29 protein-coding genes are annotated in these 26309 nt (G+C 72.7%); 21 read left to right on the top strand and 8 right to left on the bottom strand.

The window, feature by feature from the left end; genetic code table 11:
• Positions 1 to 108: 108 nt before the first annotated feature.
• Complete coding sequence (locus ACZ462_RS31250) at positions 109 to 705, bottom strand: Uma2 family endonuclease (RefSeq protein WP_467809779.1); 597 nt, start codon at positions 703 to 705, stop codon at positions 109 to 111.
• Between the two features lie 68 nt (positions 706 to 773).
• Between ACZ462_RS31250 and ACZ462_RS31245 the strand changes: the two genes are divergently transcribed.
• The 8 genes from ACZ462_RS31245 (at position 774) to ACZ462_RS31210 (ending at position 7607) form a co-directional block, all read left to right on the top strand.
• The gene (locus ACZ462_RS31245) at positions 774 to 1427 is read left to right on the top strand and encodes an HAD family hydrolase (RefSeq protein WP_467809778.1); all 654 of its coding nucleotides are present in this window, start codon (positions 774 to 776) and stop codon (positions 1425 to 1427) included.
• Positions 1428 to 1470: 43 nt separating this feature from the next.
• The gene (locus tag ACZ462_RS31240) at positions 1471 to 2694 is read left to right on the top strand and encodes an MFS transporter (RefSeq protein ID WP_467809776.1); all 1224 of its coding nucleotides are present in this window, start codon (positions 1471 to 1473) and stop codon (positions 2692 to 2694) included.
• A complete protein-coding gene (locus tag ACZ462_RS31235; protein WP_467809775.1) occupies positions 2645 to 3814 on the top strand; it encodes an acetoin utilization protein AcuC in 1170 nt (389 codons plus the stop codon). The genes ACZ462_RS31240 and ACZ462_RS31235 overlap by 50 nt, the downstream gene beginning before the upstream one ends.
• A gap of 155 nt (positions 3815 to 3969) precedes the next feature.
• Positions 3970 to 4800, top strand: a complete 831-nt coding sequence (locus tag ACZ462_RS31230; protein ID WP_467809774.1) for a phosphatase — start codon at positions 3970 to 3972, stop codon at positions 4798 to 4800.
• A gap of 114 nt (positions 4801 to 4914) precedes the next feature.
• Positions 4915 to 5124: a helix-turn-helix domain-containing protein gene (locus ACZ462_RS31225; protein WP_008738568.1), complete on the top strand. Its 210-nt coding sequence runs from the start codon at positions 4915 to 4917 to the stop codon at positions 5122 to 5124.
• 162 nt (positions 5125 to 5286) lie between these two features.
• Positions 5287 to 5385 carry a 30S ribosomal protein bS22 gene (locus ACZ462_RS31220; protein ID WP_003948845.1) on the top strand — a complete coding sequence of 33 codons (99 nt, stop codon included), beginning with the start codon at positions 5287 to 5289 and terminating at the stop codon, positions 5383 to 5385.
• Positions 5386 to 5421: 36 nt separating this feature from the next.
• Positions 5422 to 6552 carry an NAD-dependent epimerase/dehydratase family protein gene (locus ACZ462_RS31215; RefSeq protein WP_467809780.1) on the top strand — a complete coding sequence of 377 codons (1131 nt, stop codon included), beginning with the start codon at positions 5422 to 5424 and terminating at the stop codon, positions 6550 to 6552.
• The gene (locus ACZ462_RS31210; RefSeq protein ID WP_467809772.1) at positions 6552 to 7607 is read left to right on the top strand and encodes a lysophospholipid acyltransferase family protein; all 1056 of its coding nucleotides are present in this window, start codon (positions 6552 to 6554) and stop codon (positions 7605 to 7607) included. The genes ACZ462_RS31215 and ACZ462_RS31210 overlap by 1 nt, the downstream gene beginning before the upstream one ends.
• Before the next feature lie 84 nt (positions 7608 to 7691).
• On the opposite strand, the gene ACZ462_RS31205 is transcribed toward ACZ462_RS31210, so the two are convergent.
• The 3 genes from ACZ462_RS31205 to ACZ462_RS31195 all read right to left on the bottom strand — a co-directional run bounded on the left by ACZ462_RS31205 (position 7692) and on the right by ACZ462_RS31195 (position 11322).
• Positions 7692 to 8888: a DUF5667 domain-containing protein gene (locus ACZ462_RS31205; protein WP_467809771.1), complete on the bottom strand. Its 1197-nt coding sequence runs from the start codon at positions 8886 to 8888 to the stop codon at positions 7692 to 7694.
• Positions 8889 to 9162: 274 nt separating this feature from the next.
• Positions 9163 to 9957 carry an ECF subfamily RNA polymerase sigma factor, BldN family gene (locus ACZ462_RS31200; protein WP_467809770.1) on the bottom strand — a complete coding sequence of 265 codons (795 nt, stop codon included), beginning with the start codon at positions 9955 to 9957 and terminating at the stop codon, positions 9163 to 9165.
• Positions 9958 to 10353: 396 nt separating this feature from the next.
• Complete coding sequence (locus ACZ462_RS31195; protein ID WP_467809769.1) at positions 10354 to 11322, bottom strand: HAD family hydrolase; 969 nt, start codon at positions 11320 to 11322, stop codon at positions 10354 to 10356.
• Between the two features lie 106 nt (positions 11323 to 11428).
• On the opposite strand from ACZ462_RS31195, the gene ACZ462_RS31190 reads away from it, so the two are divergent.
• The 6 genes from ACZ462_RS31190 (at position 11429) to hemB (ending at position 18386) form a co-directional block, all read left to right on the top strand.
• Positions 11429 to 11707 (top strand): glutaredoxin family protein, encoded by a 279-nt coding sequence (locus ACZ462_RS31190; protein WP_467809768.1) that lies wholly within the window; start codon positions 11429 to 11431, stop codon positions 11705 to 11707.
• A 272-nt stretch (positions 11708 to 11979) separates the two neighbouring features.
• Complete coding sequence (locus ACZ462_RS31185; protein WP_467809766.1) at positions 11980 to 12804, top strand: redox-sensing transcriptional repressor Rex; 825 nt, start codon at positions 11980 to 11982, stop codon at positions 12802 to 12804.
• Positions 12801 to 14528 carry a glutamyl-tRNA reductase gene (locus tag ACZ462_RS31180; protein WP_467809765.1) on the top strand — a complete coding sequence of 576 codons (1728 nt, stop codon included), beginning with the start codon at positions 12801 to 12803 and terminating at the stop codon, positions 14526 to 14528. The genes ACZ462_RS31185 and ACZ462_RS31180 overlap by 4 nt, the downstream gene beginning before the upstream one ends.
• Complete coding sequence (gene hemC / locus ACZ462_RS31175; RefSeq protein ID WP_467809764.1) at positions 14525 to 15493, top strand: hydroxymethylbilane synthase; 969 nt, start codon at positions 14525 to 14527, stop codon at positions 15491 to 15493. Before ACZ462_RS31180 ends, hemC begins: the two co-directional genes overlap by 4 nt.
• Positions 15490 to 17160, top strand: a complete 1671-nt coding sequence (locus ACZ462_RS31170; RefSeq protein ID WP_467809763.1) for a bifunctional uroporphyrinogen-III C-methyltransferase/uroporphyrinogen-III synthase — start codon at positions 15490 to 15492, stop codon at positions 17158 to 17160. Before hemC ends, ACZ462_RS31170 begins: the two co-directional genes overlap by 4 nt.
• A gap of 224 nt (positions 17161 to 17384) precedes the next feature.
• On the top strand, positions 17385 to 18386 hold the full coding sequence (gene hemB / locus ACZ462_RS31165) for a porphobilinogen synthase (RefSeq protein WP_467809762.1): 1002 nt from the start codon (positions 17385 to 17387) through the stop codon (positions 18384 to 18386).
• Between the two features lie 929 nt (positions 18387 to 19315).
• Here the strand turns inward: hemB and ACZ462_RS31160 are convergent.
• Positions 19316 to 20506 carry a beta-ketoacyl-[acyl-carrier-protein] synthase family protein gene (locus ACZ462_RS31160; protein ID WP_467809991.1) on the bottom strand — a complete coding sequence of 397 codons (1191 nt, stop codon included), beginning with the start codon at positions 20504 to 20506 and terminating at the stop codon, positions 19316 to 19318.
• A gap of 66 nt (positions 20507 to 20572) precedes the next feature.
• Between ACZ462_RS31160 and ACZ462_RS31155 the strand changes: the two genes are divergently transcribed.
• From ACZ462_RS31155 to ACZ462_RS31140, 4 genes are all read left to right on the top strand, one after another.
• Positions 20573 to 21178, top strand: a complete 606-nt coding sequence (locus ACZ462_RS31155; RefSeq protein WP_467809990.1) for a TetR/AcrR family transcriptional regulator C-terminal domain-containing protein — start codon at positions 20573 to 20575, stop codon at positions 21176 to 21178.
• 44 nt (positions 21179 to 21222) lie between these two features.
• A complete protein-coding gene (locus ACZ462_RS31150; protein WP_467809989.1) occupies positions 21223 to 21897 on the top strand; it encodes a hypothetical protein in 675 nt (224 codons plus the stop codon).
• Positions 21898 to 21913: 16 nt separating this feature from the next.
• Positions 21914 to 22057: a hypothetical protein gene (locus ACZ462_RS31145; RefSeq protein WP_467809987.1), complete on the top strand. Its 144-nt coding sequence runs from the start codon at positions 21914 to 21916 to the stop codon at positions 22055 to 22057.
• 768 nt (positions 22058 to 22825) lie between these two features.
• Entirely contained in the window at positions 22826 to 23098 is a 273-nt protein-coding gene (locus tag ACZ462_RS31140) for a DUF1876 domain-containing protein (protein ID WP_461909758.1), read from the top strand.
• A 59-nt stretch (positions 23099 to 23157) separates the two neighbouring features.
• Here ACZ462_RS31140 and ACZ462_RS31135 read toward each other — a convergent pair whose 3' ends face one another.
• Together ACZ462_RS31135 and ACZ462_RS31130 are read right to left on the bottom strand one after the other, a co-directional pair.
• Positions 23158 to 23400: a DUF397 domain-containing protein gene (locus ACZ462_RS31135; RefSeq protein ID WP_467808836.1), complete on the bottom strand. Its 243-nt coding sequence runs from the start codon at positions 23398 to 23400 to the stop codon at positions 23158 to 23160.
• Positions 23397 to 24221, bottom strand: a complete 825-nt coding sequence (locus ACZ462_RS31130; RefSeq protein WP_467808837.1) for a helix-turn-helix domain-containing protein — start codon at positions 24219 to 24221, stop codon at positions 23397 to 23399. Before ACZ462_RS31130 ends, ACZ462_RS31135 begins: the two co-directional genes overlap by 4 nt.
• 112 nt (positions 24222 to 24333) lie before the next feature.
• Here ACZ462_RS31130 and ACZ462_RS31125 point away from each other — a divergent pair, with 112 nt between their 5' ends.
• From ACZ462_RS31125 to ACZ462_RS31115, 3 genes are read left to right on the top strand one after another with little or no spacing between them, the layout of a single operon-like run.
• Positions 24334 to 24858, top strand: a complete 525-nt coding sequence (locus tag ACZ462_RS31125; RefSeq protein WP_467808838.1) for an ATP-binding protein — start codon at positions 24334 to 24336, stop codon at positions 24856 to 24858.
• The gene (locus ACZ462_RS31120; protein WP_467808839.1) at positions 24839 to 25120 is read left to right on the top strand and encodes a type II toxin-antitoxin system Phd/YefM family antitoxin; all 282 of its coding nucleotides are present in this window, start codon (positions 24839 to 24841) and stop codon (positions 25118 to 25120) included. Before ACZ462_RS31125 ends, ACZ462_RS31120 begins: the two co-directional genes overlap by 20 nt.
• A complete protein-coding gene (locus ACZ462_RS31115; RefSeq protein ID WP_467808840.1) occupies positions 25117 to 25371 on the top strand; it encodes a Txe/YoeB family addiction module toxin in 255 nt (84 codons plus the stop codon). The genes ACZ462_RS31120 and ACZ462_RS31115 overlap by 4 nt, the downstream gene beginning before the upstream one ends.
• Before the next feature lie 83 nt (positions 25372 to 25454).
• Here the strand turns inward: ACZ462_RS31115 and ACZ462_RS31110 are convergent, their stop codons facing one another.
• On the bottom strand, positions 25455 to 26261 hold the full coding sequence (locus ACZ462_RS31110; protein WP_467808878.1) for a VOC family protein: 807 nt from the start codon (positions 26259 to 26261) through the stop codon (positions 25455 to 25457).
• Positions 26262 to 26309: the final 48 nt, after the last annotated feature.

Raw genomic sequence — 26309 nt, 5'->3', positions numbered from 1 at the left:
GGGGGACCCTGTGGGAGAGTAGGACGCCGCCGAACAATCATTGTGGGAAAGCCCCGCACCAGATCATGGTGCGGGGCTTTCCTGCGTTTCAGGGCGGAACGCCCGCCCTCACCATTCGGCGGGATAGCTTTTCAGGGACGTCGTGTCGAGGGACCATCGGCCGGCGGTGACGGTCTCACCGAAGGCATAGGGGACTTCCTTGCGGAAGCGGATCCCGTCGGGTCCCCGGGAAGGGTCGCTGTGGACCGTGACCGTCTTCCTGTCCTTCCGGGGATCCACCACGACGTACAGCGGTACCCCCATCTTGGGGTAGTCCAGCAGCTTGTCGCGGATGTCCGTCAGAGAGTTCGTCCGCGAGACGACCTCGACCACCAGCATGACGTCCCGAGAGTTCACGACCTTCGCGGTGTCGTCGACCTCCTCCTCCGCGATGACCATCAGGTCCGGGACCTTCGTCAACCCGGTCTCCGGGTCTCCCATGTTCGTGTCGCTCAGCGCGATGACCTCCGGGGTCTGCGCCTCGATCTGCCGACGCAGCCGGACCACGTTCAGGCCATGGGGAGCCGTCGGGCTCAGCATGGTGAGGAAGATCTGCCCCTCGGTGGTCTGCACCTTCCACTGGTCTTCCTGGTGCTCGGCCAGCGCCGCGAGCTCTTCCGCGAAGTCGTGCAGGCGGCGCATCTGCTCGGGGGTGAGGTCGGCCATCTGCTCCTCCAGGTGGGTGCCCGACCAGCGTATCCGCAGGGCATCAGGGATGCGTCTACGTTGGGGGCATGCGCTATGACCTCGTCATCTTCGACAACGACGGTGTGCTCGTCGACAGTGAGCCCGTCGCCAACACCATCCTGGCCGGCTACCTCACCGAGCTCGGGCACCCCACCTCGTACGAGGACTCCGTCCGCGACTACATGGGCGCGGCCGTGCACCGCGTCCACGACCTCGTCATGGAACGGACCGGGCAGCGGCTGCCGGACGACTTCGACGACACCCTGCACGCGCGCACCTTCGCCGCGTTCGCGCGCGAACTCGCCCCCGTCCCCGGCGTCGAGGACGTCCTCACCGCGCTCACCGCGCACGGCGCCCCGTACTGCCTCGCCTCCTCCGGCAGCCACGAGCGGATACGGGTCGGCCACCGGGCCGCGGGGCTCACCCGCTGGTTCGGTGACGGCGTCGTCTTCAGCGCCCAGGACGTCGGCCGGGGCAAGCCCGCCCCCGACCTCTTCCTGCACGCCGCCCGCACCATGGGCGTCCCGCCCGCGCGCTGCGTCGTCGTCGAGGACAGCCCGCTCGGCGTGCAGGCCGCCCGCGCCGCCGGCATGGACGTCTACGGGTTCACCGGCATGACGCCCGCCGAACGGCTCGCCGGCGCCACCGGCCACTTCGCCGACATGAAGGAACTCCTCCGCCTCCTCGAACTGCCCGTGTGAGATCCCTACCCACAGGTAGGGCCCGGCCGTACGCTGAGCCGCCATGACGGAGGATCTGCGGCTGCGGCGTGCGCGGGGCGCCCTCGGGTGGTGCTTCCTCGCCCAGGGCGCCGCCTTCGCCCTCCTCGTGACGCGGATCCCCGCGATCCAGGACCGGTACCGGATATCCGACGCGCTGCTGCCGGTCTTCCTCGCCGCCGTGCCGGTCCTCGCCGGCGCCGGCAGCGTCGCCGCCGGCCGCCTCGTCCGGAGCGTCGGGCCGGCCGCCGTGCTGCGGTGGTCGCAGCCGCTCGTCCTGCTCGCCCTCGTCGGCGTCGGCGCGGGCCGCACCCTGGGGCACGCGGCTGCCGCGCTCGCCGTGTTCGGGCTGGCCGTCGGGGCGCTCGACGCGTCCATGAACATGCTCGGCGTCAGCCTCCAGCACGCCTACGGCCGCAGCATCATGCTCGGCTTCCACGCCGCCTACAGCCTCGGCGGGATCGCCGGCGCGACCGCCGCCTGGGCCGCCGCCCACTGGCACCTCGGGCTGCCCGCCGCCTACCTCGCCGCGGCCGCCGTCCTCCTGCCCGCCGTCCTCGCCGCCGGCCCCTTCCACACCGCCGGCCGCCCCGCCCCGCCCCCCGCCGAGACACCGCACGGCGCCCCCGGGCCCCGCGGGTTCCGGCCGCTGCTGCCGCTCTGCCTCGTGATGACGTGCGCGTACATCGGGGACTCCACCGTCTCCAACTGGAGCGCCACCTACGTCCACGACGTCCTCGGCGGCTCCGAGCAGCTCGCGACGCTCCCCTACAACCTGTACACGGCCACCACGCTCGCCGGTCGGGCCGTCGGCGACCTCGGCGTGCGCCGCTTCGGCGCGGCGGCCGTCGTAAGGGCCGGGACGGTCCTCGCCGCCGGCGGGTTCGCGGTCGTCGCCGCGGCGCCCGGCCCCTGGGCCGGCATGGCCGGGTTCACGCTCCTCGGACTCGGGCTGTGCGTCATCGTCCCGCAGACCTTCGCGGCTGCCGGGCGGCTGTACCCGCAATCCTCCGACGCGGCCGTCGCACGGCTGAACATCTTCAACTACGCCGGATTCCTCATCGGTTCACCGCTCGTCGGTGTGCTCGGCAACGCCTGGAGCCACCGCGGGGCGATGCTCGTACCGGCCGCCCTGGTGCTGGTGACGCTGCTGTACGCCCGTTCGTTCGGCTCAAGCGGCGCCCTATACGGTGTCCCGCATGAGCAGCCGCGGGTTGGTGATGTGGGACGAGGCCGTGACCGGCTATGACTTCGGGCCGAGCCATCCGATGGACCCCGTGCGCCTGGCCCTGACCATGGGCCTCGTGCGCGCCTTCGGACTGGACCGCGACGTGGAGGTGCGGTCCGCGCCGCCCGCCGGCGACTCCACCCTGCGGCTCGTGCACCGGGAGGACTACATCGCCGCCGTCCGCGGCGCCTCCGCCGACCCCGGCAGCGCCGACGGGTCGTACGGGCTCGGCACCATCGACGACCCGGCGTTCCGCGGCATGCACGAGGCGTCCGCGCTCATCGCCGGGCAGTCCGTCGCGGCCGCCGAAGCCGTCTGGCGCGGCGAAGCCGCCCACGCCGTCAACTTCGCGGGCGGACTCCACCACGCCATGCCCGGCGGCGCCTCCGGGTTCTGCGTCTACAACGACGCCGCCCTCGCCATCGCCCGCCTCCTCGAACTCGGCGCCGAACGCGTCGCCTACGTCGACGTGGACGTCCACCACGGCGACGGCGTCCAGGCGGCGTTCTGGGACGACCCGCGGGTCCTGACCGTCTCCCTGCACGAACACCCCGCCACCCTCTTCCCCCAGACCGGCTGGCCCCAGGAGACCGGCGGCGCCCGCGCCGAGGGCAGCGCCGCCAACATCGCCCTCCCCGCCGGCACCGGAGACGAGGGCTGGCTGCGGGCCTTCCACGCCACCGTCCCCGAACTCCTCGCGGACTTCCGGCCGCAGGTCCTCGTCACCCAGCACGGCGCCGACACCCACTTCGAGGACCCCCTCGCCCACCTCGCGGTGTCCCTGGACGCCCAGCGCGCCGTCCAGGAGTCCTGCCACCGGCTCGCCCACGAGCACGCCGACGGCCGCTGGCTCGCCCTCGGCGGCGGCGGGTACGCCGTCGTCGACGTCGTCCCCCGCTCCTGGACCCACCTCGTCGGGATCGCCGCACACCGGCCCGTCGACCCCGCGGCGGCCGTGCCCGCCTCCTGGCGGGACGAGGTGTACGCGCGGACCCGGCAGCTCGCCCCCGGCCGGATGACCGACGGACGGGAGCCCACCTGGCGGGACTGGGACGCCGGCTACGACCCGGCCGACCGTACCGACCAGGCCGTCCTCGCCGCCCGGCGGGCCGTCTTCCCCCTCCGCGGCATGATCGTCTAGTGCTGTGACCCGGTGAACCTTCCCGCCCACAGCACCAGCTGTGGGCGCCGCCCCGCCGCGGGCCGGGCGGGACAGGTGAAGCATCGTTACGCCGACTGTGCGCAATCCCGCCCCAACCGGCACCCCGCCAGGCCGGGTGCGGCAGCATCGGGAAGGTGTTGAGCACCGGCGCGCTGCGAGCGCACCTGCTGGCCGCCCGCCTCGCCGGGCCCGTCGCGACCTCCCGCGAGGAGAGCCTGCGCAGCTACCGGCTGTTCGCGGCCGGCGACCCGCGCGCCCTCCTCGGCCTCGACCCCGGACCGGGGTGGGGCGAGCGGGAACTGCTGCACCTGATGGCGGCCAGATGCGGGGTCTCCGCGGACCCCGCCCACGTCAGCGGCCCGGACCTGATCGACCCGGAGCGGACCCTCGCCGCGCTCCGGGCGTTCGCGGAGCGGCTGCGCGCGGCGGCGGCCGTGCGGGCACCCGTCCTGTTCGGCACCGGTCACCCCCACCGCCTCCTGAAGTTCTACGCCAGTTTGGCCGGGGCCCTGTCGGCGGCGGGCTGCGTCGTCCTCACCCCCGCGCAGGGCGCGCGCTTCGACGTCCCGACCCGGTTCGGGGTACGCCCGCACTGTCTGGATTACGTACAGGGGGTCGCGCTGGTGCGAGCACCCGGCGCACGGCCATCCGGGAGTGCCACCGGCGCGCACACCCATTCACCCCTGCCGGTTCGGATCGCCCTGGAGGCCCTCGCGGAGGCCGGGGGGCCGTTGCCGCAGCTGGTCGTCGGCGACCACGGCTGGGTCTGCGGTGCAGGTCAGCTCGGTGTGGAAGCGATCGGGCTGGCGGACACGGACGACCCGGCGGTCTTCGTCGGCGAGGCCGAGGGGAGCGTGGCGGTGGCCGTTCCGCTTGATGACGGCGTGCGCGCGGACTACTACAGACCGCTCACGCGGTATCTACTGGACTGGGCGAGTCTGCCGGGCGCGCAGGAGTGGCCGTAGCTCCTCTTCCCCACTCGTATCACGCGCCCCTAATCTGGGGAGTGAGCGTGCGACGACGAGGAGTAACCGGAGGGGAAGCCGGTGCCCGTCATGCACGGAAGGTCAAGGTGTGTCATGGCTGCTGGCGAGAGGCCTCTCAGTGAGGTTCAGTTCCTGACCGTGGCGGAGGTCGCCTCGGTGATGCGAGTGTCGAAGATGACCGTGTACCGCCTGGTGCACAACGGTCATCTGCCCGCAATCCGGGTGGGCCGGTCCTTCCGGGTCCCCGAGAACGCGGTCCACGAGTACCTCCGAGAGTCCTATGTGGGGGTGGAGTCGGCCTGAGAGTGGGACCCGCGACACCTTCGGGCCACCTTCGGGTCGCCTCGGATTACAAGCTCGGAGCTCGGGCGGGTAGGCTAGGCCGACGTAGGTCGTGTGGGCCCAGACGCCCCGCACCGATCCCCGCGGGCGCGGGGATGTTCCGAGAAGTGAGCGAGGGTAGTCGTGGGCTCTGTTATCAAGAAGCGGCGTAAGCGGATGGCCAAGAAGAAGCACCGCAAGCTGCTCAAGCGCACCCGCGTTCAGCGCCGTAACAAGAAGTAGACGGCAGCTGTACGTGTTCTCCGCAGCCCCTCCACCATCCTTTGGTGGAGGGGCTGCGGTGTAGCGGGAACAGGCGGGGACGACGAGGGAGGCGCGGGGCTCGTGGGGAAGGTCGTGCTCGTGACCGGGGCTGCCCGGCAGTTGGGGGGCCGCTTCGTACGGCGGGTCCAACGGGACCCCGACGTCGAGCGGGTCGTCGCCGTCGACGCGGTCCCGCCGCCGCACGGCCTCGGGCGGGCCGAGTTCGTCCGGACCGACATCCGGCAGTCGTCCGTCGCACGGGTCCTCGCCGAGTACGCCGTCGACACGGTCGTCCACCTCGCGGTCACCGGCGGCAGCACCGCAACGGGCGGCATGGGCACCGCGGTCAAGGAGACCAACGTCATCGGGACGATGCAGCTGCTGGGCGCGTGCCAGAAGTCGCCGACGGTGCGCCGGCTCGTGGTGAAGTCGAGTACGAGCGTGTACGGGGGCAGCCCGCGGGATCCGGCCGTCTTCACCGAGACCACCCAGCCCAAGGCGCACCCGCCGGCCGGCTTCGCCAAGGACGCCGGCGAGGTCGAGTCGTACGTACGGGGATTCGCCCGGCGGCGGCCCGACGTCGCGGTGTGCGTCCTGCGGTTCGCGAACATCCTCGGCCCGTACGCCGACTCGGCGCTCGCCGAGTACCTCTCGATGCCCGTCCTGCCGACCGTGCTCGGCCACGACCCGCGCCTGCAGTTCGTCCACGAGGAGGACGTCCTGGAGGTGCTGCGGATGGCGGCGCAGGAGCCCCGCCGGGGCACCCTCAACAGCGGCACCTTCAACATCGCCGGGGACGGCGTGCTGCTGCTGTCGCAGTGCGCGCGGCGGCTGGGCCGGCCGACGCTTCCGCTCGCGCCGCCCGCGGTCGGCTGGGTGGGGGCCGCGCTGCGGGCGGTGGGCGTCACCGAGTTCGCGCCCGAGCAGATCCGGCTCCTCACGCACGGGCGGGTCGTGGAGACCGCGCAGATGCGGGAGGTGCTGGGATTCAAGCCGATGTACTCGACCTCCGAGACGTTCGCCGACTTCGCGCGCAGCCGGGGGAGCGGGCTGCTGCCGCCGGAGCGGCTGGCCCGGGCCCTGGACCGGGTCGCGGGCATGCTGGACGCCGGGGTTGCCGGAGCCGACGAGGGAGCGCAGCGATAGTGGCGGACGCCAAGGTCATTCCGTTCGACGAGGACCGGCCGCGGCGCGGTGCCGGCCGGCGCGCCTTCCGGCCCGTATCCGGCCCCGTACCGGTGCCGGACGCGGCAGCGGGTCCGGAAGCGGCGGCGGGCCCGGAGGCCGGCGCGCCGGCCTCCGGCGGGCCGCCCGCGGGCGCGGACGGCGCTCCGCCCGGCCCGCGGGCCGGCGCGGAAGGGCCCGGCTGGGAGCGGCGGCTTGCGTCGGGGCTGGCGTTCCTGCGGCGCCGCGTCACGGGCGAGTACGAGGTCGACGAGTTCGGCTACGACCGGGAGCTGACGGACCAGGTCCTGATGTCGCTGATGCGGCCGCTGTTCGACGGCTGGTTCCGCGTCGAGGTCAGGGGGGTCGAGAACATCCCGGCCGAGGGCGGGGCGCTGATCGTGGCGAACCACTCCGGGACGCTGCCGCTGGACGGGCTGATGATGCAGGTCGCCGTCCACGACCGGCATCCGGCGCAGCGTCACCTGCGGCTGCTGGCGGCGGACCTGGTGTTCATGCTGCCGGTCGTCGGCGAGCTGGCGCGCAAGGCCGGGCACACGCTGGCGTGCGCGGAGGACGCGCAGCGGCTCCTGGAGGCGGGCGAACTCGTCGGCGTCATGCCCGAGGGGTTCAAGGGGATAGGGAAGCCGTTCGGCGACCGGTACCGGCTCCAGCGGTTCGGGCGGGGCGGGTTCGTGTCGACGGCGCTGCGGGCGGGCACGCCGATCGTGCCGTGCTCGATCGTCGGCGCGGAGGAGATCTACCCGATGGTCGGCAACGCGAAGACCCTCGCCCGGCTCCTCGGGGTCCCGTACTTCCCGATCACGCCGACGTTCCCGTGGCTGGGCCCGCTCGGGGCCGTGCCGCTGCCGACGAAGTGGACGATCCAGTTCGGGGAGCCGATCGCGACGGACGGCTATCCGCCGGAGGCGGCGGAGGACCCGATGCTGATGTTCAACCTGACGGACGAGGTGCGGGAGCAGATCCAGCACACGCTGTACAAGCTGCTGGTGCAGCGCAGATCCGTCTTCTTCTGACGCTCGGGGCCCTCCGCCTTCGGGCAGGCCGAGGTGCCCGGTCCCTCGCGGGGGCCGGGCACCTCCTGCCGTGCAGGGCGGGCCCTACTCGGCGTCCTCCGCAGTCAGGCCCAGGCCGGGGAGCAGGCCGGGGAGCAGCGGCGGGAGGGTGATCTCCGGCTTCGCGGCCTCCGAGCCCGCCGTCGGGCCGGGGCTGGACTCCGGGGGCTTGAGCAGGTCGCCGGTGCCGCCGAGGAGGCCGCTGCCGGGAGCCGGTGTCGGCTGCGAGGCGGGCGGCGCGGCCGGGGCCTGGCTCGCGACGGGTGCGCTGGCGCCCGGTGCCGGGGCCTGCTGCCCGGGCGGGCTGCTCGGCCGGGCCGGGGTACCGCCGTTGCCCTGCGTCTGCTCCGGCGCCTCCGGGAGCAGGGCCTGGAGGGGCGCCACGTCATCGTCTATGGCCTGGAACACCGACTCCACCTCCCCGCGCACGTCGCCCAGTTGGGCCGGGAGCTTGTCCCGGAGCCTGCCCCAGGCGTCGCGGTGGGAGCGGGAGAACGACGACAGCGTCTGGATCGGGCCGAGCGAGCCGTCCCTCTCGTACGCGGCCTGGAGCAGTCGGTGGCCCGCGGCGGCGTCGTGCTTCATGCCGTCCAGGGCGCGGCGGATCGCGCTCAGCGATTCGTGGTCCAGGACGCCCGCACGGCCGCGCTCCATCAGCCGGCGCGCCTCCGACAGGCGGTTCGACGCCTGGTCCAGGTAGAGCTCGCCCCGGTCGGTGTCCTCGTCGGTCATGCCGAGCCTGAGGTCCTCCATGCCCCGTTTGACCGGGTAGAGGGTGTCACCGGGGAGGGCGTCCGTGCTGGCAGCGGCGACTCCGCTGAAGGCCCCCGCGGCCACACCCACGGTGAGGCCGCCTGCCGCGATGCCCTTGGACCAGCGGGAGCGGGGCCGCAGTTTCCGGAGCGGGGTCGCCCGGTGGGCGCCGCGGCCGGCCCGCTGCTCGGGCAGTTGAGGGTCCGAAGCGGCACCGCCTCCGGCCCTCTCCTCCAACACCATCGCCTCCATGGCGGCCACGAGCTGCGCTCGCTGCACCACTTTGACCTCGGGATCCAGCTCCGGGCGCGGCAGTTCGCCGAGCACGCTCGCCAGGGCCAACAACCGCTCGTGGTCGGCAGATTCGGCAGGTGCCTCGGACTGCTCGGCCGCCGGGTCAGGTTCGGAAAGGTCGGACGACGGGTTCCGATCCTCCAGGGCCTGGGCGAAGGCGTTCGCCCGCCGGTGCGGAGTCACGTTCGCGATCACTGGCGGCACCTCCTCTCGTCATGACGATCGACTCCCCAAGGTGTCCGGAAGGTTGCCCTCCTTGAGCGCGTCCACCCTTTCGAGTGAGCGGCTTCCGGCAGGGCGTGTCCAAAGGGAGCCTGCATCCCGCACAACGAGCGGCGCGGCAGTTGGGTTACGGACGAAGGATGATCGGACCACAGCGTCATCGAGGGGTCACCGGTTGTGTGGATGGTGAGCGGTCGGAAGGGGTGGGGGGCCTGCGGCGGCGGGGCGGGGGCCGGCGGTGGGGGGATCAGCGGGCGTCTTCCGGGAGCAGGCGGGCCAGGGTGCGCACCGCCCGGTACTGGAGGGTCTTGATGGCGCCCTCGTTCTTCCCCATCACCCGGGCGGTCTCGGCGACCGACAGGCCCTGGAGGAAGCGCAGGGTCACGCACTCCTGCTGCTGGGGGTTCAGCTTGCGGACGGCCTCCAGCAGGGCGGCGTTGGAGAGGGACTCCAGCACCGAGTCCTCGGGGGACCGCTCCACCTCGTTCGCGTCGAGCATCTCGCCCGTGGTCACTTCGAGGCGGAAGCGGCTGGACTTGAAGTGGTCGGCGACGAGGTTGCGGGCGATCGTCACGAGCCAGGCGCCGAAGTCGCGCCCCTGCCAGGTGAACGTCGAGATGCGGCGCAGGGCGCGCAGGAACGTCTCGCTGGTGAGGTCCTCCGCGGTCGCCTTGCCGCCCACGCGGTAGTAGATGTACCGGTACACCGTGTCGCTGTACTGGTCGTACAGCCGGCCGAACGCCTCGGCCTCGCCGGCCTGCGCGCGCTCGACCAGGTCCATCATCCGGGCCTGGTCGCTGTCCGCGGTGGGCCGGCGGGCGGCGGGGGCCGCGGTTCCGGTGGTGCCGCCGCCGGTCGCGCGACCGCGTCTGCCCACCGTCGCTCCGCCGTCGGCCAGGGCATAGCAAGGGCCGGCCGGGCCGAGGCCGGCGGCGAGGGCGGGGACGGCGTACGCGGTGGGGACGAAGCCGCGCAGGTGGTCCAGGACCGTTGCGCGCAGCGTAGCCAGGCCCGAGGCGTCAACCCCGACAGGTGGGTACACGGGACTCCCAGAGGCAGAGCTTCCATCACGTGCAGTGCGAGGCCGTTCACCCGTCGTGGCGACAGATGGGCGGCGGCATGCGTCTGAGGAGAATAACGCTTCGTACAGGCGGCACTACACCCAGTTGCAGAAATCATCGATTCCGACACTTCTGTTGCGTGTCGAAGGCGTATTCGGTCGCAATCGGTGATCGCTTGTTGATCGGTCGGTGGCGCGGAATGGGCGATTCCAGGCTGGCTCGGGACCGAGTCGGGCAGGCATGCGTGCCTGCACGCGCGCGCGGGTAAGGCTGGGGGAATGTGCGCCGGCCGGGCCGGCGGGGCGGCGCGGCCGCCGCCGTACGGGGGGTCCGGCCCGCTCCGGTGCAGGCGGCGGGCCCGCCGGGCGCCGCCGCGGCTACTTGCGGCGGCGGTGCAGGGCGATGGCGGCCGCCGCGCCGCCCGCGATCGCGCCGACCCCGGCGGCCGCCGGGACGCCGACCTTCACGGCCTTGCGGCCTGTCCGATAGTCGCGCAGCCGCCAGTCGTGCTCACGGGCATGCTTGCGCAGTTTTGTGTCCGGATTGATCGCGTACGGATGCCCGACGAGCGACAGCATCGGAATGTCGTTGTGCGAATCGGAGTACGCGGCGCACCGCTCCAGGTCGAGGCCCTCCGCCGCCGCCAGCGCGCGCACCGCCTCCGCCTTCGCCGGGCCGTGCAGCGGCTCGCCGACGAGGCGGCCGGTGTAGACGCCGTCGACGGACTCGGCGACCGTGCCCAGCGCCCCGGTCAGGCCGAGCCGGCGGGCGATGATCGTGGCCGTCTCGACCGGCGCGGCCGTCACCAGCCACACCTTCTGGCCGGCGTCGAGGTGCGCCTGGGCCAGGGCGCGCGTCCCCGGCCAGATCCGCTCGGCCATGTACTCGTCGTAGATCTCCTCGCCGATGGACATGAGCTCGCTGACCCGGTGCCCCTTGACGATGGACAGCGCGCTGTCGCGGGCGTCCTGCATGTGCTCGGGGTCCTCGACCCCGGCCAGCCGGAACCAGGCCTGCTGCCAGGCGAAGCGGGCGAGTTCGCGGCGGCGGAAGAACTCCCGCTTGTACAGGCCGCGGCCGAAGTGGAAGATCGCCGCGCCCTGCATGACGGTGTTGTCGAGGTCGAAGAAGGCGGCGGCCAGGTCGTCCCCGGCCACCGGGAACTCCGGTTCGGCGACCTCGGGCACGGCGGGCGCGGGCCCGGCGGCCTCCGCTGCCGCCTCCGGCGCCTCCGCTTCGAGGGCCTGGGCGGTCTTGCGGGCGGCTTCGGCCGAGGCCTCGCCTGCCAGTACGCTCCGCGCGGTGGCGGAGCGCCTACGGGGGGTGAGCCATCCTCGAGCGGCCATGACGCGAGCATAGCCACTGTGTTCGGGACACCCGAACCGCGGCGATTGCGAAGGCGTGAACTCCTGGGGGCGCGGGAGGCACCGCGCGGGGCGGGAGAATGGGGGCATGAGCCCTTTGCTGCGCCGTAAGGAAAAGAAGAGCCCTGGCGAGCGGATGGTCACCCTCATCGGCAAGCCGGGGTGCCATCTGTGCGACGACGCCGAGGCCGTGGTCGCCCGCGTCTGCGCCGAGGTGGGCGCGCGGTGGGAGAAGAAGGACATCTCCCAGGACGAGGAGCTCTACCGGCGGCACTGGGAGCAGATCCCCGTGGTGCTCGTCGACGGCGAGCAGCACACCTTCTGGAGGGTGAACCCGGACCGGCTGCGCCGGGCGTTGGAGGGCTGACCGCCCGGCGGCTACCATCAGGGGCGTTTTGGGGGATCTCGGGGGCGTATGGGTGAGGAGTGTGTGTCGGTTTGCCCCCGGCAGGATCTGAACGGGTTCGGTGCGTTGTGCGTGGTCCGGCCGCAGGTCCAGGACGCGTGACCCCGGTCACTTTGGTCGGACAAACCGGACACAATCTTTGTGCACGCGTTCACAAAGACATAGCCTGCTGTCGACGGGGCGGTCTCGGGACAGAGGACCGCCTTCAGCCCCGCTCATCCCGCAGGAGCATCGTGGCAACTGGCCGAACTCACCGACCGGCGACCCGCAGCCGAGGTATCCCCGAGGCCACCGTCGCCCGGCTTCCGCTGTACCTGCGCGCCCTGACCGCGCTCTCCGAGCGCTCGGTGCCCACGGTCTCCTCCGAGGAGCTGGCGGCGGCCGCCGGCGTCAACTCCGCCAAGCTCCGCAAGGACTTCTCCTACCTGGGCTCCTACGGCACGCGGGGCGTCGGCTACGACGTCGAGTACCTCGTCTACCAGATCTCCCGCGAGCTGGGCCTGACCCAGGACTGGCCCGTCGTCATCGTCGGTATCGGCAACCTCGGCGCGGCCCTCGCCAACTACGGCGGCTTCGCCTCCCGCGGCTTCCGCGTCGCCGCGCTGATCGACGCCGATCCGGCCATGGCCGGCAAGCCCGTCGCCGGCATGCCCGTCCAGCACACCGACGACCTGGAGAAGATCATCCGGGAGAACGGCGTGTCCATCGGCGTCATCGCCACCCCGGCGGGCGCCGCCCAGCAGGTCAGCGAGCGGCTGATCGCCGCCGGCGTCACCTCCATCCTGAACTTCGCGCCGACCGTCCTCTCCGTCCCCGACGGCGTCGACGTGCGCAAGGTCGACCTGTCGATCGAGCTCCAGATCCTCGCCTTCCACGAGCAGCGCAAGGCCGGCGAGGACTCCGCCGCCCCGGCTTCCGTCGGCGCCGTCACCGCACCCGCCGCGGCCGCCGCCGGGACCGGCGCGGATTCCGCCGCCGTGCCGCCCGCCGCCCGCCCCGCCTCCGGCGCCCGCAAGCCCGGCCCCGAGGGCGACGTCCCGGCGGTGATGCCGGCATGAGCCTCCTCGTCGTGGGACTGAGCCACCGCAGCGCACCCGTGAGCGTGCTGGAGCGCGCCTCGCTGTCGGTCGACGCCAAGGTGAAGCTGCTGCACGACACCCTCGCCGCCGAGCCGGCAGCCGAGGCCGCCGTGCTCGCCACCTGCAACCGCATCGAGCTGTACGCGGACGTCGACAAGTTCCACGCGGGCGTCGCCGAACTCTCCACGCTCCTCGCCCAGCACAGCGGGGTCGCGCTCGAGGAGCTCACCCCGTACCTGTACGTGCACTACGAGGACCGGGCCGTCCACCACCTGTTCTCGGTGGCGTGCGGACTGGACTCCATGGTCGTCGGCGAGGGCCAGATCCTCGGCCAGATCAAGGACACCCTCGCGCTCGGCCAGGAGCTCCACACCGCCGGCCGCCTGCTGAACGACCTGTTCCAGCAGGCCCTGCGGGTCGGCAAGCGCGCCCACTCCGAGACGGGCATCGACAGGGCCGGGCAGTCGCTCGTCACCTTCGGCCTGGAGCAGCTGGCCGCCGGGCGCGAACCCGTCGAGTCCTGGGCCGCCGGCAAGCGCGCCCTCGTCATCGGCGCCGGCTCCATGTCCTCCCTCGCCGCCGCCACCCTCGCCCGGGTCGGCGCCGCCGAGGTCGTCGTCGCCAACCGGACCGCCGCGCGCGCCGACCGTCTCGTCGAGATTCTGGTTGCCTCAGGCACAGGCGCGGCCGTCCGGGCCGTGTCCATGGCCGCCGTCGCCGACGAGCTGACACGAGTCGACGTCGTCGTCTCCTGCACCGGCGCCACCGGTCTCGTCCTCACCGGCGAGGACGTCGCCGCCGCCCTGGCCCCCGCCCCGGCACCCCGGACGCTCCCCGCCCAGGCCGGCCCGCGCACCGCCGCCCCCGCGCAGGCCGAGCGCGCCGCCGCCCTGCCCGCCGGACTCGACCCGCAGGTCGTCGCCCGCCTCGCCGCCGTCGCCGCGGCCGGCGGCCGACTCGCCGACGCCGGAGTCGCCCGCACCCTCACCGGCACCCCCGGCGCGGACCGCGACGGCTGCCCCGCCGACGCGCCGGCCGCCGCCGGGCGCGCCGCCCTCACCGGTGTCGACGCCACCGACCTCGAACTCCACGGCACCTGGGCCGACCAGGGCGAGGCCGCCGCCCAGCGGCAGCCCCGCAAGGGCACCCGCAGCCACGCCGACGGCACCCCCGTACGCCTGGCCCTGCTCGACCTCGCCATGCCCCGCGACATCGACGCCGCCGTGCACCGCATCCCCGGCGTACGACTCGTCGACATCGAGTCCCTCGCCGAGGCCTCCGCCGACGCCCCCATGGCCGCCGACGTGGACGCCGTACGCGGGATCGTCGCCGACGAGGTCGCCGCCTTCGGCGCCGCCCAGCGCGCCGCCCACATCACCCCCACCGTCGTCGCCCTGCGCGCGATGGCCGCCGAGGTCGTCGCCATGGAGGTCGCACGCCTCGACGGGCGCCTGCCGGACCTCGACGACCGGCAGCGGGCCGAGGTCACCCAGACCGTCCGCCGCGTCGTCGACAAGCTCCTCCACGCCCCCACCGTGCGCGTCAAGCAGCTCGCCAGTGAGCCCGGCGGCGCCGGGTACGCCGACGCCCTGCGCGAGCTCTTCGACCTCGACCCGCAGACGGTGGCCTCCGTCAGCCGGGCCGACGGGGTGGACGCGGCCGGCCAGGCCAACCAGACCCACGACTCAGGACGGGCATCATGAATTCACGTTCCGGCCAGCCCCTCCGGCTCGGCACGCGGCGCAGCAAGCTCGCCATGTCCCAGTCGGGACACGTCGCCGACGCGGTGCGGGCCGTCACCGGCCGGCCCGTCGAGCTCGTGGAGATCACCACCTACGGCGACGTCTCCCGCGAGCACCTCGCGCAGATCGGCGGCACCGGCGTCTTCGTCACCGCCCTGCGCGACGCGCTGCTGCGCGGCGATGTCGACTTCGCCGTGCACTCCCTGAAGGACCTGCCGACCACGCAGCCCGAGGACCTCGTCATCGCGGCCATGCCGCTGCGCGAGGACCCCCGCGACGCGCTCGTCGCCCGCGACGGCCTGACCTTCGAGGAGCTGCCCGACGGCGCCCGCGTCGGCACCGGCTCGCCCCGCCGCACCGCCCAGCTCCACCACTACGCCCGCACCCTCGGCAAGCGCATCGAGACCGTCGCCATCCGGGGGAACGTCGACACCCGCATCGGCTACGTGCGGGACGGAGAGCTCGACGCCGTCGTCCTCGCCGCCGCCGGCCTCAACCGGATCGGCCGCAGCGGCGAGGTCACCGACTACCTGTCGGTCGACAGCGTGCTGCCCGCGCCCGGCCAGGGAGCCCTGGCCGTCGAGTGCCTCGCGTCCGACGCGGACCTGATCGCCGCCCTCGGCAAGCTCGACGACCCGCACACCCGGGCCGCCGTGACCGCCGAGCGGTCCCTGCTCGCCGCCCTGGAGGCCGGCTGCAGCGCCCCCGTGGGCGCGCTCGCCGACCTCCAGGCCGACGGGCAGATTGTCAATGAAATGCGCCTGCGTGGCGTCGTCGGCACCCTCGACGGCGTGACGCTCGTGCAGCTGTCCACCACCGGTCCCGTGCCCCAGTCGCACGACGAGGCCATGGCGCTCGGCCGCGAACTCGCGGACGAGATGCTGGCCAAGGGCGCGGCCGGTCTGATGGGGGAGCGATCCCTTTGAACCCCTCACGTCCCACCACCTCCGCTCTCCCCGTCGCCGCCGCCGGGCACGGCCACGTCACCTTCCTCGGTGCGGGCCCCGGCGACCCGGGACTGCTGACGCTGCGCGCCGTCGAGGCGCTCGCCGCCGCGGATGTGCTCATCGCGGAGCCCGAGGTGCTCGAGGTCGTCCGCACGCACGCGCGCACCGGAGTGGACACGCCGCAGCTGACGATCGCTGACGAGGCGTCAGCGGCCGCCGGTGTACCGGTGATCCGGGACGCCGCCAATCTTGTCATGGAGGCCGCGCGCTCCGGCAGGCGGGTCGTCCGTGCCGTCACCGGAGACCCCGGCCTCGACGGCAACGCCGCCTCCGAAATGCTCGCCTGCGCCGGCGAGGGCATCCCCTTCGAGGTCGTGCCCGGTGTCGCGACCGCCGTCGGCGTCCCCGCCTACGCGGGTGTCCCGCTGCGCGGCGAGCAGGGCGCCGACGTCCGCTTCGTCGACGCCCGCAACGCCTCCGCCCAGTGCTGGAGCGAGGTCGGCGCGGGCCACGGAGTCGTCGTCGTCTCCGCCACCCTGGAGACCGTCCCGGCCGCCTGCGCCGAGCTCGTCGCCGCCGGCCGCGCCGGCGACACCCCGCTCACCGTCACCGTCGGCGGCACCACCACCCGCCAGCGGACCTGGAACGCCACCCTCGGCACCATCGCCCAGGTCTTCAAGCAGGGCAAGGTCCTGCCCTCCCCCGAGGGCGCCCGCCCCGTCATAGCCGTCGTCGGCGAGCAGGGCGCCGCCGCCCGCCGCGAGGAGCTGGCCTGGTTCGAGTCGAAGCCGCTGTTCGGCTGGCGGGTGCTCGTCCCCCGCACCAAGGAGCAGGCCGCCTCCCTCTCCGACCAGCTCCGCTCCTACGGGGCCGTGCCGCACGAGGTCCCCACCATCGCAGTGGAGCCGCCGCGCACCCCGCAGCAGATGGAGCGCGCCGTCAAGGGCCTGGTGACGGGCCGCTACGAGTGGATCGCCTTCACCTCGGTGAACGCCGTCAAGGCGGTGCGCGAGAAGTTCGAGGAGTACGGGCTCGACGCGCGCGCCTTCGCCGGCATCAAAGTCGCAGCGGTGGGGGAGCAGACCGCCGCCGCCCTCGTCGAGTTCGGCGTCAAGCCCGACCTCGTGCCGAGCGGCGAGCAGTCCGCAGCCGGACTGCTGGAGGACTGGCCGCCGTACGACCCGGTCTTCGACCCGATCGACCGCGTCTTCCTGCCGCGCGCCGACATCGCCACGGAGACCCTCGTCGCCGGGCTGATAGAGCTCGGCTGGGAGGTCGACGACGTCACCGCCTACCGGACCGTGCGCGCCTCGCCCCCGCCGGCGGACACGCGCGAGGCGATCAAGGGCGGCGGCTTCGACGCCGTTCTCTTCACCTCGTCCTCGACGGTCCGCAACCTCGTCGGCATCGCCGGCAAGCCGCACAACGTCACCGTCATCGCCTGCATCGGCCCGGCCACCGCGAAGACGGCGGAGGAGCACGGCCTCCGCGTCGACGTGCTGTCGCCGGAGCCGAGCGTCGGCAAGCTCGCCGAGGCCCTCGCCGAGTACGGGGCGGCGCGCCGCGAGGCCGCCAAGGAGGCCGGCGAGTCCGTGTCCCGGCCGAGCGAGCGCCGGCCGGGGGCGCGGCGGCGCAGGACTACCTGAGGGGCGGGTCGACTGCTCGGCGGGTCGGCTGCTCGACTGCTTCGGCTGCTCGGCTGCTCCACTGCTTACCGCTCCACTGCTCGTCCACCGGTCGGCTGACCGGCCGGGGCGGCAGCCCGTGAGGGCCCGGGTGCATCCCGCACCCGGGCCCTCACGCGGTGCGGGGCCGGCCCGGCCCTAGGCTGGGACCCGACTGCTGTCGAAGCTCGAAGAGGCGACTGAAGATGAGCGCGTACGGATCCTTCCCCGGCTCGCGGCCCCGCCGGCTGCGCACCACCCCTGCCATGCGGCGGATGGTCGCGGAGACCCGGCTGCACCCCTCCGACCTGATCCTCCCGGCGTTCGTCCGGGAGGGTCTGAACGAGCCGCTGCCGATCAAGGCGATGCCGGGCGTGGTCCAGCACACCCGCGACACCCTGCGGAAGGCCGCCGCCGAGGCCGTCGAGGCGGGCGTCGCAGGCATCATGCTCTTCGGGGTGCCCGCCGACGAGAACAAGGACCCGCTGGGGACCGCGGGTACGGAGCCCGACGGCATCCTCCAGGTCGCGATCCGCGACGTGAAGGCCGAGGTCGGGGACGACCTGGTGATCATGTCGGACCTGTGCCTCGACGAGTACACCGACCACGGCCACTGCGGCGTCCTCGACGCGCAGGGGCGCGTCGACAACGACGCGACGTTGGAGCGGTACGCGGAGATGGCGCAGGTCCAGGCCGACGCGGGCGTCCACGTGGTCGGGCCGAGCGGCATGATGGACGGCCAGGTCGGCGTCATCCGGGACGCGCTGGACGAGACCGGCCACGAGGACGTCGCCATCCTCGCCTACACGGCGAAGTACTCCTCTGCGTTCTACGGGCCCTTCCGCGAGGCCGTCGCCTCCAGTCTTCAGGGCGACCGCAAGACCTACCAGCAGGACCCGGCGAACGCGCGCGAGTCGCTGCGCGAGCTGGCGCTCGACCTGGAGGAGGGCGCCGACATGGTCATGGTCAAGCCGGCCGGCCCCTACCTCGACATCCTGTACCGGGTCGCCCAGGCGGTCGACGTACCGGTGTCCGCGTACCAGATCAGCGGCGAGTACGCCATGATCGAGGCGGCCGCGGAGAAGGGCTGGGTGGAGCGCGACCGCGCCATCATGGAGACCCTGACCGGCATCAAGCGGGCGGGCGCGGACACGATCCTGACGTACTGGGCGACCGAGGTTGCGGGGTGGCTTCGGCGGGAGCGGTGACGGGCGCTGAGTCGGGGGTGTGACGGCGGGAGCCGGCGACTCGGCGTCGGGGGTGTGACGGCGGGGCGGGGGTCGGCGGGTGCCGACGGCTCGGCGTCGGGGCGCGACGGCGGGATGCGGGTCGGCGGTAGCCGATGGGTCGGGGTCGGGGCGCGACGGCGGGATGCGGGTCGGCGGTAGCCGATGGGTCGGGGTCGGGGCGCGACGGCGGGATGCGGGTCGGCGGTAGCCGATGGGTCGGGGTCGGGGGTGTGGCTGGGGGTGTCCCCGGCAGTTGATGGTGTCCGGGGCGGGCCGGTCCCTCAAGGGCGCGCCCGTTGGGCGCGTCGCGGTGCGATGGCCCTTGCGGGCCACCCTTGACCGACCGACCCGCCCCGGAGGCATCTTTTCTGCCGGGACGCCCCCAGGGGAACGGCCTGGAGGTACTGGGGCCTACAAGCCGGATCAGAGAGCCTCCTCCCCCGCCCCGGCGGCCGCATCCCACCCAACCGGCATCAGCCGACCCGACGGCGGAAGCCGGGGGGCTCCGGCGTCGGGAAACGACGTCCAGAGCATCATCCGGACACAGGAGCGCCCCGGATCGCTACATGGGCACCCTCGGCTCAGCGGCCGTCGGCCGTCAGGGGCCGGGAGCGCGTCGGATCGCCACGTGGGCGTCCTCGGCTCGGCGGCCGTCGGCCGTCAGGGGCCGGGAGCGCGTCGGATCGCCACGTGGGCGTCCTCGGCTCGGCGGCCGTCGGCCGTCAGGGGCCGGGAGCGCGTCGGATCGCTACGTGGGCGTTCTCTGTTCGGCGGCCGTCGGCCGTCAGGGGTCGGGAGCGCGTCCGATCGCTACCGTGGGCGTTCTCTGTTCGGCGTCCGGCGGTCGTCAGGGGTCGGGAGCGCGTCGGATCGCTACGTGGGCGTTGTTTGTCGGCGGCTGACCGCCGTCATGGGGTGACGATGAGCGACACGTTCTGTCCGCCGAAGCCGAACGAGTTGCTGAGGACGGCCTGTTGGGGGATGTCTCGCCGGTCGGTGACGACATCGAGGTCGATGTCGGGAGCGACGCCGGTGGCGAGGTTGCGGGTCGGGGGGATGACGCCGTGCTTCACGCTGAGGACGGCGATGAGGGCTTCGATCGCGCCGGCGGCGCCGAAGAGGTGGCCGAGCGAGGCCTTTGGGGCTGTCACGGTGGCGCGGCCGAAGACCTTCCGGATCGCGTGTGCTTCGGCGGTGTCGCCCACCTCTGTTCCGGTGGCGTGGGCGTTGACGTGGGTGATCTGCTCGGGAGTCAGGCCGGCTTGCGCGAGGGCCTTCCGCATGGCGGAGATCTGACCGGAGCCGTCGGCAGCGGGCGCCGTGATGTGGTGGGCGTCGGCGGCGATGCCGGCGCCCGCGAGTACCGCGTGGACGTGCGCCCCCCGGGCGGCGGCGTGCGCGGCGCTTTCGAGCACCACGACGGCCGCGCCTTCGCTGAGGACGAATCCGCTGCGGTCCGCGGCGAACGGCCGGGACGCCGAGGCGGGGTCGGCGGTGTGCCGCGACAGAGCCTGCGCCTGGACGAAGCCGGCAACGGTGATCGGGGTGATTGCGGCCTCGGTTCCGCCCGCGATCACCACGTCCGCCTCGCCGGCACGGATGAGCCTGGCCCCCAAAGCGATCGCCTCGGCGCCGGAGGAGCATGCCGAGACGGGCGTGTAGGACCCGGCCCGTGCACCGTATTCGATGCTGATCAGCGCCGCGGCCGCATTGGGCATGAGCATCGGGACCGTGCGCGGCGAGACGCGCCGCGTCCCGGCCGTCTCCAGTACGTCGTCTTCCTTCAGTAGCGTTCGTACGCCTCCGATGCCCGTGCCGATCGCCGAGGCGAGCCGGTCCGGGTCCACCTCCGGGGCGCCGGCGTCGGCCCAGGCCTCGGCCGCGGCGGTGAGGGCGGCCTGCTGCGAGCGGTCGAGCCGCCTGGCCCGCACCGGCGGAAGCGACTCGGCGGGGTCGACCGCCATCGTCCCCGCGACGATGCCGGGCAGGTCGGCGCTGTCGCGGATGCCGGACTTGCCGGCGAGCAGGGCGTCCCAGGTGGCCGCCACGTCTTCACCGAGTGGTGTGATCGCGCCGAGTCCCGTCACGACGACGTGCATGTCCCTGCACCTTTCTTGTATGTCATACAAGTCAACAGGCTTTGTTGTACCACATACAATTCGGGGATGGAGAAGAGGCGAACCGAAGCCCGCGGCCGCGGTCTGGCGACGAGGCGCCGACTGATCGAGGCGACTGCACGGCTCTGCGAGGAGCGGCCCGGCGTCGAGGTGAGTGTCGCGGAGATCGCGAAGGCGGCCGGCGTCTTTCCCAACCAGGTCACCTATCACTTCGGCTCCAAAGACTCGCTGCTCCTGCACGCCGCCTTCCTCGGCCTGCTGCACGACGCCCGACGGATCGAGCGCATCGGCAGCCAGGCCCCTGATGCGGCGGCGTTCCGGCGCAACATCGCCCGTGCCGTACTGGCCATGCCCTCGCTCCCGTCGGTCGCACGGGCACTCGCCACCGGGATCTCCAAGCCCGAACTCGCCCCCGTGGTCGACCAGCACCTCCGGTTGCTGTTCCGGCAGTCCGAGCGCTTCGTGGGCCGGCTCCTCGACCGTCGCGGCTGGACGACCGGCCGTCCGCTCGGCGTGGAGGTCAGGACGTTCTGGAGCACGGCGCTCGGCGCGGTGCTGCTCGTACGCGCCGGGGCCCACGGCACCAACGCCGACCTCGACCTCGCCGGAGCGCTGACCATCCACGACATCCGGGCCACCGCGGAACCGGAATGAGGCCGTGACCTGCAAAGTCAGCGGTTCTGCCTAGGGTGTTCGTCGTGAACATGACTGAAAAGCGGAAGCTTCCGTTGATCTTGCAGCTGGTGGTCGGGCTGGCCGTCGCGGGCGTGGTCTTCTTCGTCCTGACGAAGGTCGGCGGGGAGACCGTCGAGAGCAGGCAGGAGGCGGCCGCCGCGCCCGAGGCGGCGCCCAGTGCATCGGACCGGCCGGTGGTCCCGTTGGCCGACGCCTTCCCGGACCGGGTTCCCGACGGGAAGGGCGGCGACTTCACCAAGGTGGGAGCCGTCACCCTGAAGTCGTGCACCGAACCCGACTCGGTCGGCCCGGCCCTCGCGGCCATGATCGACGCGGGCAAGGGCTGCCTCGGCGAACACGTCGCCCTCTACAAGGACGCCCAGAACAACCAGTTCAACCTGGCGGTCTTCACCATGAAGGACCCGCAGGACACCGTCACGCTGGTGATGCGCCTCGGTGGCAACCCGACGGACTACCAGGTCGGCGCCCAGGCGCCGCCGCCCGGATCGGGCCTGAAGACCCTCCCGCCGGACAGCGGCATGGTGCAGTCCTTCACCGGCCAGGGCCGTTCGATGGTCGTCGGCCTTGGCCAGTGGTCCGACGGCGCCACCCGCGACTACCAGGCCCTCGTCGACCGCCTCGGCCCCCTCCTTCAGCACGTCTCGGACCGGGTGGGTCGGTACGAGAGCGGCTCCTGACCGCTACATTCGCCGCATGGGGGAGAAGAAGGTGCGCACGGCGCCGTGCCAGTTCTGTGGGCGCCCCGTCGTCCGCCGCTGGTACCGCGCACCGCACTGCAACAGGACGTGCTGGATCCGCGACGTGCGAGCCAACTTCTGGCGCAACCTCTTCCGCTGACCCCCGCCTTCTCCCGCCCACGGCGGTCACCCGCCGACAAACGACGCCCACGTAGCGATCGGACGCGCTCCCGGCCCCTGACGACCGCCGGACGCCGAGCCGAGGACGCCCACGTAGCGATCCGGGGCGCTCCCGGCCCCTGACGGCCGACGGCCGCTGAACAGAGAACGCCCACGTAGCGATCGGACGCGCTCCCGGCCCCTGACGGCCGACGGCCGCTGAACAGAGAACGCCCACGTAGCGATCGGACGCGCTCCCGGCCCCTGACGGCCGATGGCCGCTGAGCCGAGGGTGCCCATGTAGCGATCCGGGGCGCTCCTGTCTCCGGATGATGCTCTGGACGTCGTTTCCCGACGCCGGAGCCCCCCGGCTTCCGCCGTCGGGTCGGCTGATGCCGGTTGGGTGGGATGCGGCCGCCGGGGCGGGGGAGGAGGCTCCCTGATCCGGCTTGTAGGCCCAAGTACCTCCAGGCCGTTCCCCTGGGGGCGTCCCGGCAGAAAAAATGCCTCCGGGGCGGGTCGGTCGGTCAAGGGTGGCCCGCAAGGGCCATCGCACCGCGACGCGCCCAACGGGCGCGCCCTTGAGGGACCGGCCCGCCCCGGACACCATCAACTGCCGGGGACACCCCCAGCCACACACCCGACCCCGACCCATCGGCTACCGTCCACCGGCTCCCGCCGCCTCCCCGCCACCCCCGCCCCGCTCGCATCCCGCCCACCCCGGGAGCACCCTGGAGGGACAAGGGTGAGCCCCTGGAGGTGATGCACCATGTCCACACTGGTCGGGTGGCACGTGGAGCTCGAATTCACCGAGGACGGACACCGCACCACTGCGGCGGCCATGGTCAGGCTCGGTGACGGCTCCGAGATGCGGGCGCGCGGTTACGCCATGCGCCACCCCTCCGATCCGGCACAGCTGAGGGTCGGGGAAGAGATCGCGGGCGCGCGGGCGCTGATGGATCTCGCGTCCCAGATGTTGCAGAAGGCGCACGGAGAGATCGACGAGGCGACGGGCAGGCACTCTTACCCGCTGTCCTCCTGATCCGCGAACGAGCGGGTGCCGGCCGAGCCCCGGCCGACACCCGCTGCCACGCGGCGCGGCTACCGCCCCGCGACCCACCCGGCGAGCGCCGTCCAGGAGGCGGGAGCGAGGCTCAGCACCGGCCCGTCGGTGACCTTGGAGTCCCGGACGTGGACGGTGCCGGGGCAGGCGGCGACCTCGACGCACTGGCCGCCGTCACTGCCGCTGTAGCTGGACTTCCGCCAATCGACGGCGACCTCCAGGCAGGCCCCGCCATCGCTGCCGCTGTAGCTGGACTTGAACCACTTCAGTGCGGTGCTCATAGCTCTCCTAGCAGGCGGTCCAACAGGCCCCGCGTCTGCTCGGTGTTGAGGGCCTGAGTCCGCAGCATCGCATATCGGCGAGCCAAGATGCTGACCTCGTCTCCACTGGAGATGAGCTGGCTGCCGCGCTGGCTCTCGGAGTATCCGAAGTACTGGTGGTCGGGGGTCTCCAGGAGGATGAAGGGACCGTCGAGGCCAGCGTGCCTGGTTTGTTCCAGTGGCATCACCTGGATGGAAACATCGGGGAGTTCGGTGCATGCGATCAGGTGCCGAAGCAGTTCCTCGTGTACCTCCCGGCCGCCGATGCGGTGGCGGACGACGGGCTCCCAGATGACGAAGCTTGTGGTCGGCGGTGACTCGCGATGCAGTATCCGCTGCCGGTCCAGGCGGTCGGCTGTGTGTGCCTCGATCTCCTCCTCTCGGTAGGCGGGGACTCGGCACCTGAAGACCGCCCGGGCGTAGCTGGCAGGCTGGAGCAGCCCCGGCACGACCTGGTTGTCGTACCAGGACAGCGCGACGGCCTCCGCCTCGCAGCGCATGTACTCCTCGGCCCATTCCGGTACGCGGTCCACCGCCGGCAGCTTCTCCACCCCCGCCGCCAGCACCCCGCCCGACTCCAGGACCCGGTCCATCATCTCGGCCACGTCAGGCATCAGGGCGCGTCTGCCCTGTTCGATCGAGGCGATCGTCTCCTCTTCCATCCGCACCAACCTGGCCAGTTGGCGCTGTGTCAGGCCCTTCCTGACCCGCAGCACGGCCACCTGCGCCCCGACCATCTTCAGGGCGGTGCCGTTCTTCGGTACGCGTTTCCTCGGCGGCATGTTTTCCGGACTCCCCACCTGCGCCCGCGATGTACCCGTGCCTGCCCGTACCAACGGATCGGTACGGGCGGTCGCACTGCACACCGTAGTGACGGACGGCGACGATCGCCCCGTGATCCAGGAGATTGAACCCGCCCGGATGAGGGACCGCTACTTCGCTCGCTCGCGCCAAACCGTTGCCGCGGCCAGGCAGTTCACGGCGGAAACACTTGACGTGTGGGGTGTCACCCAACACCGCGACGACCTGTTGCTCTGCGTGAGCGAACTCGCGGGCAACGCCCTCCGCCACGGCGTCCCGCCCGGCCGGTACTACCGCGTCCGGCTCCGGCGGTACGAGGGCGGCCTGCGGCTGGAAGTGCACGACAGCGGCCCCGGGCTGTCCCGCACCCGGGTCGGCGACGGGTACGGGCTGCGCATCGTCGAGGCGGTCTCGGACCGGTGGGGCGTGCTGCCCAGGCAGCCGGGCAAGTCGGTCTGGTGCGAGTTCGGCGTGCCGGCGAACGGGGCAACCGGCGCCGGCACCGGCCTGCGGTCGATGCAGGGTCGGCTCGACGGTGGGACTGGTACGGCAATCCCGTACGACTATGACTGCGTCTGTGGTCCATGGGAGGTCAGCCATGTCGATTTCAGCCAATGAGGCCCGTCAGCGCTTCTATCCGCTGATCCGGCAGGTCAACGAAGACCACGTGCCCATAGAGGTCACGTCCCGGGAGCACGGTGACGTGGTGATCATGTCGGCTGAGGACTTCCGCTCTTGGCAGGAAACCGTCTATCTCCTGCGCTCGCCGCGAAACGCGCAGATCCTGATGGAATCGATCGCAGAGCTGGATGCCGGACGAGGCCAGGCCAGGGAGCTGATCAGCGTCGACGACGAGGAAGAAGCCGGGTCCGCCGCGTGAGAGTTGTCTTCTCGGGCCGGGCCTGGGAGCAGTACACGTACTGGGCAACTGCCGACCCGAAGATACTCAAGCGGATCAACCGCTTGATCGGCGGAATCCTGCGGACACCCTTCGAAGGCACGGGGAAGCCGGAGCCGCTCAAGGAGAACCTGTCGGGCTGGTGGTCTCGGCGGATCACCGACGAGCACCGGTTGGTGTACCGGATCCAGGACCAAGCAGTGGAGGTCGCCCAGGTCCGGTACCACTACTGAACCGACGGCCCCTTCGGGCCGCCCCCGCCCCCGCCTCCGCCCCGTCGGCGGCGGCCCGTCGGCGGCGGCCCGGGCCCCGCCCGTCACATCGGGTCCGGCTGCTCCGGGGCCTCGTTCGGCTTGAGCACCGCGAACACCGCGCCCTGCGGGTCGGCCAGGACGGCCATGCGGCCGACCGGCATGTCGAAGGCGGGGGCCATGACGCTGCCGCCGGCGCGTTCCGCGGCGGCCTGGGTCGCGTCGGCGTCGGCGACGCAGAAGTACGGCAGCCAGTGCGGCGGGGTGCCCTTCGGGTGCCGGTCGAGGGACATCATGCCGCCGACGGCGCGGTCGTTGACCTTGAGTTCGGTGTAGCCCTCGGCGCCCGGCATCTCCGACAGGGCCGGGGTGATCGGCAGGATGGATGCGTAGTACGCGGCGGCCTTGCCGGGATCGCTGGTTGCCAGCTCGTTCCAGGTGAGGGTGTTGTCCTCGTTGACGATTCCGGCGCCCTGGAAGGTGCCGGCCTGCCAGATGCCGTAGACGGCGCCGGTGGGGTCGGAGAGGACGGCCATCCGGCCGAGGTCCATGACCTCCGTCGGGTCGACCAGGGTGCCGCCCCCGGCCGCCGTGCCCGCCCTGACGACCTCGTGTACGTCGTGCACGGCCAGGTAGGTGGTCCAGGCGGCCGGGGGCATCGGGTCGGGGACGGACCCGTCCGGGTTCATCGCCTTCATGATCCCGGCGACCGGCTGCCCCTTGTACTCGCAGACGGAGTAGCCGCCGGTCTCGGGCGGGCCGACCTCGCCGGTCCAGCCGAACAGGCCGGTGTAGAAGTCGAGGGCGGCTTGCTGGTCGGGCACCATCAGGTCGATCCAGCACGGGGTGCCGGGCCGGTACGGGCCGGTCATGAGGGGCACGGGGCCTCCGGGGCGGGTGGGGAGGGACGGACGGCACGT

The sequence above is a fragment of the Streptomyces sp. NPDC031121 genome (assembly GCF_055570615.1).
The sequence above is the reverse complement of the archived record's forward strand: the minus strand, read 5'-3'. Positions and strand labels throughout refer to the sequence as shown.